Annotated in this window: 9 protein-coding genes; 8 read left to right on the plus strand and 1 reads right to left on the minus strand. The window is 35.7% G+C overall.

Translation table 11 applies throughout. The features are described 5' to 3' along the window. Positions 1-707 precede the first annotated feature (707 nt). From Q0794_RS09145 to chrA, 5 genes are all read left to right on the plus strand, one after another. Positions 708-1,178 (plus strand): prepilin-type N-terminal cleavage/methylation domain-containing protein, encoded by a 471-nt coding sequence (locus Q0794_RS09145; RefSeq protein WP_298941413.1) that lies wholly within the window; start codon positions 708-710, stop codon positions 1,176-1,178. 5 nt (positions 1,179-1,183) lie between these two features. Further along, a complete protein-coding gene (pilB, locus tag Q0794_RS09150) occupies positions 1,184-2,869 on the plus strand; it encodes a type IV-A pilus assembly ATPase PilB (protein ID WP_298941414.1) in 1,686 nt (561 codons plus the stop codon). 324 nt (positions 2,870-3,193) lie between these two features. Continuing rightward, positions 3,194-4,420: a type II secretion system F family protein gene (locus Q0794_RS09155; RefSeq protein ID WP_298941415.1), complete on the plus strand. Its 1,227-nt coding sequence runs from the start codon at positions 3,194-3,196 to the stop codon at positions 4,418-4,420. 219 nt (positions 4,421-4,639) lie between these two features. After that, positions 4,640-5,749, plus strand: a complete 1,110-nt coding sequence (locus tag Q0794_RS09160; protein ID WP_298941416.1) for a hypothetical protein — start codon at positions 4,640-4,642, stop codon at positions 5,747-5,749. Between the two features lie 1,251 nt (positions 5,750-7,000). Further along, complete coding sequence (gene chrA / locus Q0794_RS09165; RefSeq protein ID WP_298941417.1) at positions 7,001-8,209, plus strand: chromate efflux transporter; 1,209 nt, start codon at positions 7,001-7,003, stop codon at positions 8,207-8,209. An 880-nt stretch (positions 8,210-9,089) separates the two neighbouring features. Here chrA and Q0794_RS09170 read toward each other — a convergent pair. Beyond that, positions 9,090-10,673, minus strand: a complete 1,584-nt coding sequence (locus tag Q0794_RS09170) for an ABC-F family ATPase (RefSeq protein WP_298941418.1) — start codon at positions 10,671-10,673, stop codon at positions 9,090-9,092. Positions 10,674-10,884: 211 nt separating this feature from the next. Here Q0794_RS09170 and Q0794_RS09175 point away from each other — a divergent pair, with 211 nt between their 5' ends. The 3 genes from Q0794_RS09175 to Q0794_RS09185 all read left to right on the plus strand — a co-directional run bounded on the left by Q0794_RS09175 (position 10,885) and on the right by Q0794_RS09185 (position 14,279). Further along, the gene (locus Q0794_RS09175; RefSeq protein WP_298941419.1) at positions 10,885-12,171 is read left to right on the plus strand and encodes a DEAD/DEAH box helicase; all 1,287 of its coding nucleotides are present in this window, start codon (positions 10,885-10,887) and stop codon (positions 12,169-12,171) included. A gap of 640 nt (positions 12,172-12,811) precedes the next feature. Next, complete coding sequence (locus Q0794_RS09180; RefSeq protein ID WP_298941420.1) at positions 12,812-13,273, plus strand: hypothetical protein; 462 nt, start codon at positions 12,812-12,814, stop codon at positions 13,271-13,273. A 457-nt stretch (positions 13,274-13,730) separates the two neighbouring features. After that, entirely contained in the window at positions 13,731-14,279 is a 549-nt protein-coding gene (locus Q0794_RS09185) for an ECF-type riboflavin transporter substrate-binding protein (RefSeq protein WP_298941421.1), read from the plus strand. The last annotated feature ends 4 nt before the right edge of the window (positions 14,280-14,283 follow it).

The raw sequence follows: 14,283 nt of genomic DNA on the forward strand, positions 1-14,283 counted from the left end.
TAGCCAAGTAACATTTGACCAAGTAAGACTTAGCTAAGTACATTTAGTTAAGTCACGTTTTTAGCGACAATGAAATGCTTAAGCAGTGTTTAAAGTAGGTTTCTGAGAGTCTGAATAAAATCATTATTTAGGTTTTATCTCGCTACCTATTTAGTTTATTTAGCGTAGTTAGTTGATTTATTTACTTTGTTTTTATTTGTTTTTTCTGGATATGTTAATTGTCAATAATTGATCAGTTAGGTTATTATATGAACTAAAGTTAATATTTTATGTGTTTATATACAATTAGAGGTATTTAATCTTTACTTCAATATTGATTATTTGGTATAAATTATCTGCTATAAAAAAGTAAAGGATTTGCTTTACTGAATTAGAATTAAAACCTAGAGCTTTGTTCTCATTTTAAATCGTTATTTAAAGAGAGCATTAGTAATAGTTAGTAATATGTTAGTTTTTTCGGTTTAATATTGTTTTTATTAAATTAAAGTTTGTTTTTTCACCTGAAAAAAACTACCTTTAATAGAGTAATAAATAGCATTACTGGAATTAAACTTTCAAACTCAATTTATATAATAATAATTTTTGTGAGTATTTCCGAAAGATACGAATAGGGATTGTTTGTATATATAAGTTAAAAACCAATTATTGTTTGTCATTACGTTCAATACTAATGACTAAAAATGTCAAACAAAGCTAAGGAAATAAAGATGAAAAAAGTACAACAAGGTTTTACATTAATCGAACTACTAATCGTTATCGCGATTATCGGTATTCTTGCAGCGGTAGCATTACCTGCTTATAACAATTATACTAAGAAGGCTCAATTTGCTAATTTAGTTTCTGCTGCTACGGCTGTTAAATCTGCAGTTGAAGTGTGTGGACAAATAGAAGCTTCAACGGATGTATTATTTACATCTAGTTGTGTTAGCTCTAGTACAACAACTACAACAAGTGTGCCTGCGTCTTTGGGAGAGGATGGTATTACCACTGTTGCTCAATCTGCTACACCGGATGCACTTACTAGTGGTTTGACTCGAACTGGAGCTGCTGGGACGGTTTTTGTTATAGCTAAAACTACAGCTGCTTTAGGTAGTTTACCTATTGGAGCTCAGTATATTTTAACTGGTACTTGGGATGCAACAGGAAAAGTTTCTTGGGTAACTACTGAAGATCTTTAAGGCTCATGACAACTCATAATATTAGTGGCTTGGCTTCTAGCCTAGCCACTCGTGGTTTATTAAACTTTGATAAGCTACAACAAATATGTTCATCTGCGGCTTCTGAAAGTAAAGCACTAGTTTCCTACCTTGTTGAAAATGAGTATATCTCTAGCTTAGCCTTAGCTGAATTCTGTGAAGCTGAATATGGTATTCCTCTATTAGATAATGAATCCTTAGATTTTGATAATATCCCTGAAAAGTTTATTAACGAAAAACTAATAGAGAAGCATCATGTATTACCGGTTTATGTGCAGAATAAGACCCTTTATATTGCCATGTCTGACCCGACGAATATCGCTGCCTTAGAAGATTTTGGTTTTAGTTTTGGTATGCACACCGAAGCATTACTCATTGAAGAAACTCAACTTAATAAAACCATCGAGTCTATTTTAGAAGACGATGTGAGCTCACTCGGCGACATGGGGAATATTGATGATATTGAAGTGGATGACACTGATTCCCGCTTAGATGAATCACAAAATGCCGATGACGATACCCCGATTGTAAAATATATTAACAGTGTGTTGATTGATGCGGTTAAAAAAGGCGCGTCAGACTTACATTTTGAACCCTATGAAAAAAAATTCCGTATTCGTTTTCGTATTGATGGTATCTTAAAAGAAGTTGCGTCTCCTCCTGTTAATCTAGCCAATCGTTTTTCTGCACGTTTAAAAGTTATGTCTAAATTAGACATTGCTGAACGACGTCTGCCACAAGATGGTCGTATCAAACTTAAAATCTCCAATAAACGTAATATTGATTTACGTGTGAGTACACTCCCTACTATGTGGGGGGAAAAAATTGTAATGCGTATTTTAGATAGTTCTGCGGCTGCATTAAATATCGATATACTCGGTTACACGGACGAGCAAAAAGCAAAATATTTGGCTGCACTAGCAAAACCGCAAGGTATGATTTTGATTACCGGTCCTACGGGTAGTGGTAAAACCGTTTCTTTGTATACCGGGTTAAATATTTTAAATACCGTTGAACGTAATATTTCAACAGCAGAAGATCCGGTAGAGATTAACTTAACCGGCGTTAACCAAGTACAAATTAATAACAAAGCCGGGTTAACTTTTGCTTCCGCGTTACGTTCGTTTTTACGACAAGATCCTGATATCGTGATGGTTGGTGAAATTCGTGATTTAGAAACGGCTGAAATAGGTATTAAAGCGGCACAAACTGGTCACTTGGTGTTATCAACCTTACATACCAACTCTGCTGCTGAAACCTTAACGCGTTTATTAAACATGGGTGTACCCGCTTTTAATATTGCATCTTCTGTTTCACTAATTATCGCACAGCGACTAGGAAGACGCTTATGTGATCAATGTAAAGCACCTTTGCAAATTCCTGATTCAGAATTAGAATCTATCGGCTTTACTCACGAACAGTTAGCTCAAAAAAGTCATTTATGCCAACCTGTTGGTTGTGATAAATGTACTGACGGTTACAAAGGGCGTGTCGGTATTTATGAAGTTATGGAAATGTCAGACGAACTGGGACGCATTATTTTAGATAATGGTAATGCGATGCAAATTGCCGATGCTGCAATAAATGAAGGTATGCATACCTTAAGGCAATCAGCCATTAAACAAGCGTTAAATGGCGTCACTAGTTTGCAAGAAGTGACTCGTATTACTTGATTTTTTTATCCATATTTTTACTTCTGCTTTAAATCTGAGACATTAAAATATAGATTACATTAAAAATATAGATTACATTAAAATCTAAAGACTGGTTCACAATAGTTATTGGTTTTTAAGCTCATAAAATAAAAGCTAATATATTACAACTTAGATTATATTAATGTTTAGACCATATTAGTAACTATTTTAATCACTATATTAAAAATCTAATTTAATTAAAGATAACTTAACGCTTATTTAAAGGTAGCTTATCTAATAAATAGTTATCTTAAAGTACTCACTTACATTACGCTTACCTAAATACTATCTAAAGAGAACGTCATGGCCATTAAACAATCTTCGCCTGAATTACATACTTTTACCTGGCACGGCATTAATCGTAAGGGCGGAAAAGTATCAGGAGAGTTACAAGGTGCAACGGTTAATGAAATAAAGGCTGAATTACGCAAGCAAGGTGTCAGTGTTACGCGTACTAAAAAGAAACCAAAGTCATTATTTTCGTTTGGTGACAAAGTACAGCCAATGGATATTGCTATTGTGTCTCGTCAAATCGCGACCATGTTAAATGCGGGTGTTGCCTTAGTGCAAAGCCTTGAATTGATAGCCAAAAGTAATGAAAAACCATCACTTCGAAAACTCATGACGTCAATCGCTAATGAGGTCTCCACAGGGACGCCTCTTTCTCAAACTTTGCGCTCTTACCCAAGACAATTCGATACGTTATATTGCGACTTAGTGGAAGCGGGTGAACAATCAGGTGCGTTAGACACTATTTATGATCGTATTGCGACTTATAAAGAAAAATCAGAAGCGTTAAAATCAAAAATTAAAAAAGCAATGTTTTATCCTGCTGCTGTTGTTGCAGTTGCATTCTTTGTAACTCTGTTATTACTCTTATTTGTAATCCCTCAATTTCAAGACATATTCACTGGATTTGGTGCAGAGCTACCTGCATTTACTTTATTCGTTTTAGGCATTTCAGACATTGTTCAAGCGTATTGGTATATGATCATTGGTGGCGCGATACTCGCTGTATTTTTATTTAAAAGGGCGCATCGTAGCAGTGAAAAAGTAAGAAATAATACGGATAAGTTTATTCTAAAAATCCCTGTTATTAGTGCTATTTTAGATAAAGCAGCAGTGGCTCGTTTTGCTCGTACGTTATCTACTACCTCTTCAGCCGGTATTCCATTAGTTGATGCATTGGTGTCTGCTGCTGGAGCATCAGGTAACTATGTTTATAGAAGTGCTGTTAACAATATGCGTACAGAAGTGATTAGTGGAATGCAAATTAATGTCGCAATGAAAACAACAGGGGCGTTTCCAGATATGGTGTCACAAATGGTCATGATTGGTGAAGAGTCAGGCGATTTAGACGGTATGCTAAGTAAGGTCGCTGACATTTATGAAAGCCAAGTAGATGATGCCGTTGATGCGCTAACCAGTTTATTAGAGCCGATGATCATGGTGGTATTAGGTGTGGTAGTTGGCGGTTTGATTGTTGCTATGTATTTACCTATCTTCGAATTAGGTAGTGTTATTGGTTAATATAGTGGCTTTATTATTGGGTTGTTTTTTATAAATAAGAGCAGCCTTAAAATATCCATTCTATAAAGTTGATTTAGAGACATAAAAAAGCGATAGCATGATAATGTTATCGCTTTTTTTATAGCTGCTCGTTTTAGCATAAAATTAAAATTAAGCCGCTGTATGCTTTTGTCATCAGTCCGTGAATAATCGATGAAAAATTATACAGAGGTGTAGGTTATGTTGGATGCTATTTATATGCCTGATGATGCTAAGTCTGCTTCTGATGTTAAATTAGAATCACAGAAATTGCCTTCAATCATAAGAGCTGATGTTAAGAGTCGTGTCTCGACTAAGTTAACTACTAGGGCTAGTAGTCATCATCAAATAACCTTCTCCATTTTTGAGTTTAAGCATTTTACAGCACAACAAATTGCACAATATCGCCATTCATTATTTTGTCCTGAATGCTTACAAGTTGCTTATTTTAGAAGAGCTTCTAAAGATGGTAAGCAAGCTTGCTTTGGTTCTCGTCATCACCTCCCTAATTGCTCAGAATTAACTAAAGTCACTAAGAAATCTTTAGTCGATTTGAAGAGTGATTTAAATGAAGACATTTTAATGACGATTGAGTCAAATGATGAAGAACTTATCGATGATAATATTAAACGACAAATAGAAGTTAAAAATAATAAAATTGTTGAAGAAAGCCTTAAACAAAATGTTATTGAAATAACGAGGTCTGTAGAAAATTTAGATGAAGGTTTTTTCATTGATTTTTCAGTCGTGAATAAAAATATAGTCGTTAAAAATACGCATATTATAGAGCGTGAAAAAAACACTGTTAATGAAGATAAGATAAAAAATATTAACGAATTAACCGATTCTAAATCATTGGCTATAATCAGTGAAAACTCAAATAAGTCGATTAAACAAACCCTACCTAAATTACTAAAGAGTTTATTAAATAACAGCTCCTTAGGATCTTCTAATGTATGGGTTCACACCAGTGATAAGCATAAATGGCGAGCGAAGAATTTATTTGTCAATTTCTCTGATGCTGAAGTGCTAGAAAACTTGCCCCCTAGAATGTATTGGGGAACTATCAACAATGCAGATAAAGATCTCTTATGGTTGAATGTCGCCGATGCTAAGAACGTCGCTATTCCCATTCAGCTTTTTCGACAAGCCTTTTTAGAACAATATTCCATTAGTAAAAATACTGATTTAGTCGGTGCAAATATTATTTTATTCGCTAAATGCTTAAGTAATAAAGACCAATCAAGAAAATTCTTACAACTGTGGAGCAATGACCTACAGTATCTACACCTATCATTACCCCCTCTATAAGTAGCCTATTGATAGCTAATAACTAATAAATTATGACTAATAAGCTATGACTAATAAATAATGGAAGCTACCGTCTATTAATCTTTATACTATTAATTGGTCAAAAAATAGAAAATAATCATTTTTTAACCTTGGGGCGCTTGCTTTAGCCTACAGGATTTTATGTGTTACTTTGATTTTTTACTTTGAATTAGAGAATTAATCATTAGCATATTTTGACCTTGGGGCGCTGGCTTCAGCCTGCAGTATTTTATGTGTTGCTTTTATTTCTTATTTTGAATTAGAGAATCAATCATTAGCATATTTTGACCTTGGGGCGCTGGCTTCATCCTGCAGGATTTATGTGTTGTTTTTTATTTTGGATTAGATAATCAATCATTAGCATGCTTTGACCTTGGGGCGCTGGCTTCAGCCTGCAGAGTTTTATGTGTTGATTTTTATTCTAGGTTAGATAATCAACAGCAAAAGATTGATGGTTTTGGGGCGCTGGCTTCAGCCTGCAGGGTTTCATGTGTTGTTTTTTATTTTGAATTAGAGAATCAATCATTAGCATGTTTTGACCTTGGGGCGCTGGCTTCAGCCTGCAGGATTTATGTGTTGTTTTTTATTTTGGATTAGATAATCAATCATTAGCATGTTTTGACCTTGGGACGCTGGCTTCACCCTGCAGGGTTTTATGTGTCGCTTTTATTGTGATTTTGAATTAGAGAATCAATCATTAGCATGTTTTGACCTTGGGGCGCTGGCTTCAGCCTGCAGGATTTATGTGTTGTTTTTTATTCTAGATTAGATAATCAACAGCAAAAGGTGATGGTTTTGGGGCGCTGGCTTTAGCCTGCAGGGTTTCATGTGTTGATTTTTATTCTAGATTAGACAATCAACCGCAAAAAACGATGACCTGTTGAAGCGTTGATTTTAGGCTGAAGAGGGTTGTGTAATGTTTTTTAGTTTTGTAGTAGAAAATTAATAGCATACAAAGTATTAACATAAACACAAAAAAGATCTGTAAGCTAAAAACAATACTCGCAAAGCTCCTTCGCTCATAACACTAGGCCTCGTCCAGCTAGCCATGCTTTACAATAAACCTAAATATTCTAACTTTATATATCGTATGGATGTTTGACACTTTAAGTTGTCATCTCACTGTCACAATGCTTCTGTATTTTACGCTATTTTATTAATATTCAATGTCGCTTTATATTTTGAATTGTTTTCTCTTAATCATTATTTGTGTTTGAATTGGAATATTCTATGTGGGAAATCTTCAAAACCTTCTTCATATTAGGCTGTATTAGCTTTGGCGGCCCAGCTGCGCATATCGGATACTTTAGAGAAACTTTTGTACAGCGTTTAGCATGGTTAAGCGAACGACAATACGCAGAGTTTGTTGCATTGAGTCAGTTTTTACCTGGACCTGGATCTAGCCAAGTGGGTTTTGCTATTGGTTATCATAGATTAGGTTTAAAAGGAGCCTGTAGTGCATTTTTAGGCTTTACGCTTCCTTCAATCGTCATCATGTTGTTACTTGTGATTAGCGCCGGTGAATTGGCTGGTAATGATATTTTTCAATCAGTAATACACGGGCTTAAGTTATTAGCGGTCGTGGTGGTATTTGATGCTGTTTTATTGATGTATAAAAACTTTTGCCAAGATAAACCTCGTATTTTATTATGCTTGATTACTGCTTGTACGTTACTTATTTCCCCTGGTGTTATCGAACAAATATTAGTACTTATTTTTGCTGCTGTTATAGGCGTTATTTTTTTACAAGATTTAGGCTCAGATAAAAAAGTCGAAATACTAAAAAAGAAAAAACATTGTTTAATTAGTAACGTTTGTATTTTGATTAATTACAAACCATTAATTATATTTTTACTGTTATTGTTAATATTACCTTTATTCCTACTTCTCTACCCAGCGACTAACTCAGTAGTGTTGGATAGTTTTTCTCTTTTCTCTGACTTTTTTCAAGCTGGTAGTTTAGTATTTGGCGGTGGCCATGTTGTTTTGCCGCTTTTACAAAATATAGTAGAAGGGCAGGTTACCCCAGATCAGTTTTTGACTGGTTACGCTATTGCACAAGCTATTCCGGGTCCTATGTTTACCTTAACGACTTACATTGGTTATTTTATTTTTCCGAGCGCTCCCATTATTGGAGCATTAGTTGCGACATTGGCTGTGTTCTTACCCGGTTTTTTATTACTATTAAGTTGTTTAAAAAATTGGAAACGACTTGCTAAAATACCCAAGTTAGCTGCTGCCATTAATGGCGTTAATGCTGCAGTGGTCGGCTTATTAATAAGTGCGTTATATCAACCTGTGTTTGTGAGTGCCGTATTTAATGGTATTGATATGGCGATGGTATTAGTTGGTTTCTATTTGTTAAAATTTCGAAAATTACCGATTATGGCATTAGTGTTTTTATTTGCCGCAACAGGTGCTTTATTGGGATTCATATAATAAATTTGCCCAAAATATAAATAAAGTAACACGTTTACCTTGCACTATTCTTAGTGGTTAACTCGCTTTTGGTTTGTTAAAACAGTATTCACCACGAAGCGCTGCGCTTCACGAAGAACACTAAGGTAAAGCATCAATTATTTAATACTCTTTTGATTTAAGCTCCTTTACCCTTGGTGATTAACTTTTTTTGTTAAAACAGTATCCACCATGAAGCACTAAGCTTCACGAAGAACATGAAGGTTAAGCATTAATTATTTAATACTTCTTATGCTTAAGCTTCTTCGATCTTAGTAGTTAGCTCGATTTTAGTTTTAAAAAGGGTATTAACCACGAAACGCTTCGCTTCACGAAGAACACGAAGGTAAAGCTTAAATTATTTAATACTTCTTTTGGCTTAAGCTTCTTTGCTCTTAGTGGCTAGCTCGGTTTTATTTTTAAAGATAATACTCACCACGAAGCGTTTCGCCATGAATAATATGAAGGTAAAACATCAACTATTTAATACTTCTTATACTTAAGCTTCTTTGCTCTTGGAGGTTAACTCTTTTTGTTAAAACAGTATTCACCACGAAGTGTCGCGCTCATAAATAATACTAAGGTAAAGCAACAATTATTTAACACTTGTTTGATTTTATCTTCTTTACCCTTCGTGGTTAATTATCTTTTTTCTTCTATTCTTTTCTATTAATTTTTTACTTTCAACAAACAAAAGACATAAAAAAATCCGATGCTTTATAGGCATCGGATTTAAGTTTATTGCTATTAAACCATTTCAACTAAGTGGCTATGCTAAATACGCTAAATAGCTACGTTAAATGACCATATCGAATCGTTACATAAGGAATAACAATGCGTAGCCATTATTTTAGTTAGCCCACTAAACTTTAGTTTTTAGGTATTCTTCATAAGTACCGTGGAAATCAATCACTTCATCTGTTTTAATTTCGATGATACGTGTTGCTAGTGAAGATACAAACTCACGGTCATGACTTACAAACAATAACGTCCCTTCGTAGTTTTCTAAGGCTAAGTTTAATGATTCGATTGATTCCATATCCAAGTGATTGGTTGGCTCATCCATTAATAAGATGTTTGGTTTGTTCATCATCAACTTACCAAACAACATACGGCCTTGTTCACCACCAGAGATGATTTTTACAGATTTAGTAATGTCATTAGCACCAAATAATAAGCGGCCCAATGTGCCACGTACAGCTTGCTCGTCATCGCCTTCGTGCATCCATTGACCCATCCAATCAATCAATGTTTGATCTTTTTCAAAGTCAGATGAATGATCCTGTGCGTAATAACCTAAATGTGCATTTTCAGACCACTTGTATTCACCTGAAGATAATTCAATTTCACCCATCAACGTGCGTAATAATGTTGTTTTACCAACACCATTTTGACCAATGATAGCAACACGTTCGCCGACTTCAATCATCAGGTTTAAGTCTTTGAATAAAGTGTTTTCGAAGCTTTTAGTCATTGATACTGTTTCTAAAGCGTTACGGAACAGTTTCTTCTCTTGTTTGAAGACGATGTAAGGATTAACACGGCTTGAAGCTTTAACTTCTGCTAGTTCAATCTTATCCATCTGCTTAGCACGTGATGTTGCTTGTTTTGCTTTTGATGCGTTTGCAGAAAAGCGACTTACAAAGTCTTGAAGCTCAGATAATTGTGCTTTTTTCTTTGCATTTTCATTCAGTAAGCGTTCACGTGTTTGTGTTGCTGCCGTCATGTATTCGTCGTAGTTACCAGGGAAAAGACGTAGTTCGCCGTAATCGATATCTGCCATGTGTGTACAGACTGAGTTTAAAAAGTGACGGTCATGCGAGATGATTACCATCGTACATTGACGTGCTTTTAATTCAGTTTCTAACCAACGGATAGTATCGATATCCAAGTTATTGGTTGGCTCATCGAGTAACATGATATCTGGATTTGAGAAAAGTACCTGTGCAAGTAATACACGTAACTTCCAACCCGGTGCAACTTCAGACATTAAACCGTAATGTTGATCAAGTGGAATACCAACACTTAACAATATTTCCCCTGCACGTGAATCAGCTGTGTAACCATCCATTTCTGCAAATTCATTTTCTAAATCGCCAACATGCATGCCTTCAGCTTCAGTCATTTCTGGTAAAGCGTAAATACGATTACGCTCATTCATGACTTCCCACATTTCTTTGTGGCCCATTAATACCGTATCAAGAACCGTGTGCTCTTCAAAAGCAAACTGGTCTTGATGTAGTTTAGCGATACGTTCGTTTGGATCTCTTGTTACATTACCTGCGCTAGGCTCAAGGTCACCGGTTAAGATTTTCATGAAAGTTGATTTACCACAACCATTTGCACCGATTAAACCGTAACGGTTTCCAGTACCAAATTTTACAGAAATGTTTTCAAAAAGTGGTTTTGCACCAAATTGCATGGTGATGTTATTTGTACTTAACACGGCTTATTCCTAAATTGTTTGAGTATTGCTTTTTTAAAGATGGGTATTATACAGATACCGTGAGGTTAATCACCTTTGAATTGTATGAAATTCGTGCGTCATTTTTATAAAGTAAAGTTGTGTCGCAATAAAACTAACACATAGCTTGATCGCGACGCTTAAGGTAAGCTACGCGTCTAATGGCAAGTGCCGTACTTTAATGAGATTTAATATGAGTTTTGATTCCCTAGGTTTACCCGCATCGTTAGTAGAAGCAGTGAAAAATGCTGGCTACGAAACGCCTTCCCCAATCCAAGAGCAAGCTATTCCTGCTGTATTAGCCGGTAAAGATGTGATGGCTGCTGCACAAACAGGTACCGGGAAAACTGCTGGGTTTACATTGCCATTATTAGCAATGCTAGAAAAAGGTGAACGCGCTAAACCGAATCAAGTTCGTGCGCTAATATTAACGCCGACACGTGAGCTAGCGGCTCAAGTACAAGCAAGCGTACAAAAATATGGCCAAAACATGCCATTACGCAGCATGGTGGTATACGGCGGTGTGAAAATTAACCCACAAATGCAAATGTTACGTGGCGGTATAGATATTTTAGTGGCAACACCGGGTCGTTTATTAGACTTATATCAGCAAAATGCAGTACGTTTTCAACAGTTAGAAGTGTTAATTTTAGATGAAGCTGACCGTATGTTAGATATGGGCTTTATTCATGATATTAAAAAGATCCTTAAAGCGTTACCCGCTAAGCGTCAAAACTTATTATTCTCAGCGACTTTTTCTGATGAAATTCGTTCATTAGCAAAAGGCTTAGTTAATAATCCTGTTGAGATTTCAGTAAGCCCGCGTAATACAACGGTTGAAAAAATTGAACAGGCTTTATATGAAGTAGATAAAACTAAAAAGACGGCGTTATTGAGTCAGTTAATTCTTGATAACAAATGGCGTCAAGTTTTAGTGTTTGTAAAAACTAAACACGGTGCAAACCGTCTGGTTAAAAACTTAGACGCACGTGGTATTCGTAGTGCTGCTATCCATGGTAATAAAAGTCAAGGTGCACGTACTAAAGCATTAGCACAATTTAAAGATAGCCAAATCCAAGTATTAGTCGCAACTGATATTGCTGCACGTGGTATCGATATTGATCAACTACCTAATGTTGTTAACTTCGACTTACCTAATGTCAGTGAAGACTATGTACATCGTATCGGTCGTACTGGTCGTGCAGGTAATGAAGGTTTAGCGGTATCGCTAGTATGTCAAGAAGAGTTCAAACTATTAAAAGATATTGAACGTCTGATTAAAAAGGTTATTCCACGCAAAATATTTGCAGGTTTTGAACCAGGTGAACCATTACAGCCTTCTGTATTAGGTACACACGAGAAACAAGTTAAAAAACCAAAATCACCAAAAGTACCTCATAAAGATGGTGTTCGTTCTGGTGCAAGAACAGGCAGTGCTAAGAAACAAAACGGACCAAGAAATAATTTTGTAGGCGGGTAGGTTAATGTTTAGTTTTTAAGTTATGTGAAAGTAACAAGCACAATAAGAAAGCCTTTATTTTTCAGTCTATTTGGATTGATGATAAGGGCTTTTTTGTTGGTGTTGTTTGAGTGTTAGTCTGCTGCTTTTTATTTTTGATTTTTGATTTTGGCTCGTCTGCGCTCGTTGGGGCATTTTGATTATTGTATGCAGTGTTTTCGCCTTGTCGGCGACTTTACTTTCTCTCTGCCAGCAGAGAAAGTAAGCAAAGAGACTGGCACCCAATTCGTTTTTTAACCTGAATAAATAACAGCCTTCTTAACGCACCGCCCATACTCGACATCCATGTCTCGAAATGAGCTAGCAACGGCAAAGTGCACGCAGAGCTTAGCCCGCTTATTTAACTATGCTGTCGCATAAATCGCTCCCTGCCTTACCTTGCTAAAGGCTGTAATTGATTCAGAAAAATTCAACGGGAGGGTAGACGTAGCCACATTTTGTATCGTTCTTTATTAACTTATTGATACTGTTGGTTTGGTTAGTGGTTGTCTTGCGTTCTAAATGCGATTGACATAGTAATACTTGAAGTTAATTTAAATTATTTTCTAGGGATTTGATATGATTGTTTGATGATTATTTATAAGAATTACTGAAGGATTTAATGCTTAAAAATACAGATTTAACTTGTGAGCTTATGGAAGCTAACACAACAAAAAATAATAAAGTATTAAACCCTGATAACGGTACTCTTATTTTTGGAAAAATTCCTGATAACCCAACAGGGATACCAAGTGGTCTTATTTACTTAAGATTAGGCTATATAGGGAACGGTTCAGCGAGAAAAGGAGCTTTTGGAGCTAGGCATATTTGGGAAAAGCACCAGACGGACTTATCTATCCAGAAACCAGAAGACTTACCTAAAACTCTTGCTAACATACTTACGGCTGGAGTTGATATATTATATGAAGATTCAAATAAACCAGTTGTGTTAAATACACAAAAAGGTTTAGTTTCTTTGCAGTTAAAGAAAGATATTAGTGGCGGTAATGAATATTCAATTATTTCAGCATATGGGAGAAAAAATAGTAGAGGAGTTGTATTTGCAAAACTAGAAAAGGCTTAAATATTAAGCCTCAGCAGTTAAAGGATATAGTTCGTAGCCTCTCTTTAGCACAATGGGGTCAGAGATCATCCATTATTGAATGTAACTATAATCAAACTCTCTTAGCAAAGTTTGTGGCAGGAGAATTGGCAGACTTGTAGCTAAGTAATCCAACCAAAAACGCTCTTCCAAATCCAATTATAACGAGGGTATAACCAAACTTCAAGCTAAGAACACATTAAAAAAGTTAAAAACAGATCACAGGGGATCATTGGCTCTCTTAAACTTAAAGGCAAAAAGACTGAACTCCGAATTTAAGCTCTTCGATGAGTGCAGAAGGACTAATTCCTTCTTAAATAAGATCCCATTAATATCGGCTGATTATTCTTTTATTTCTAGACATCTAGACTCTTAGACTTCTTATTGCTTTTCATTACCCGTATAATCAGCGCCGTCTAATTTAATTAATGAGGTATACATGAAGTTAACCACTAAAACGGTTGTTGTTATTGCTGTAGGGGCTGCCCTTTATGGCATTGGTGGGTTACCTATGTTTGGTATACCTGTATTCGCTAATACAACGTTAAAACCTGCGATGGCGATTCTTGCGCTATTTTCTGTCTTATTTGGTCCGCTAGTTGGTTTTTTAGTGGGTTTTATCGGTCACTGGGTGACTGATTTATTCGCAGGTTGGGGCGTTTGGTTTACTTGGGTGTTAGGCTCAGGGATTGTTGGTTTGGTGATTGGTTTATTCCCAAGGTTAACGAATCAAAGAATTCAATCTGGTCTCTTTGAGATGAAAGATTTTATATTGTTTGTTGTGCTTGCGTTAGTTGGTAATGTCGTTGGTTATGGTTGTTCTGCTTTCTTAGATACGATTTTATATGCAGAACCGTTTGCTAAAGTATTTACGCAGCTTATATTTGTTGCTTCGGGTAATACGCTGTTAATTGCTGTAGTGGGTTACTTTATTTTGAAATCTGCTGCTAAGCGAAATCAACAAAGTAGTCATCTGAGCGAGGAATAATCAG

The organism is uncultured Psychromonas sp., assembly GCF_947489755.1.
Taxonomy (GTDB): Bacteria; Pseudomonadota; Gammaproteobacteria; order Enterobacterales; family Psychromonadaceae; genus Psychromonas.

Coding starts and splice junctions, on each gene's coding strand:
- Q0794_RS09180 (WP_298941420.1), top strand. CDS start 12,812: ATGCTTAAAAATACAGATTTAACTTGTGAGCTTATGGAAGCTAACACA.
- chrA (WP_298941417.1), top strand. CDS start 7,001: ATGTGGGAAATCTTCAAAACCTTCTTCATATTAGGCTGTATTAGCTTT.
- Q0794_RS09160 (WP_298941416.1), top strand. CDS start 4,640: ATGTTGGATGCTATTTATATGCCTGATGATGCTAAGTCTGCTTCTGAT.
- Q0794_RS09175 (WP_298941419.1), top strand. CDS start 10,885: ATGAGTTTTGATTCCCTAGGTTTACCCGCATCGTTAGTAGAAGCAGTG.
- Q0794_RS09185 (WP_298941421.1), top strand. CDS start 13,731: ATGAAGTTAACCACTAAAACGGTTGTTGTTATTGCTGTAGGGGCTGCC.
- Q0794_RS09155 (WP_298941415.1), top strand. CDS start 3,194: ATGGCCATTAAACAATCTTCGCCTGAATTACATACTTTTACCTGGCAC.
- pilB (WP_298941414.1), top strand. CDS start 1,184: ATGACAACTCATAATATTAGTGGCTTGGCTTCTAGCCTAGCCACTCGT.
- Q0794_RS09145 (WP_298941413.1), top strand. CDS start 708: ATGAAAAAAGTACAACAAGGTTTTACATTAATCGAACTACTAATCGTT.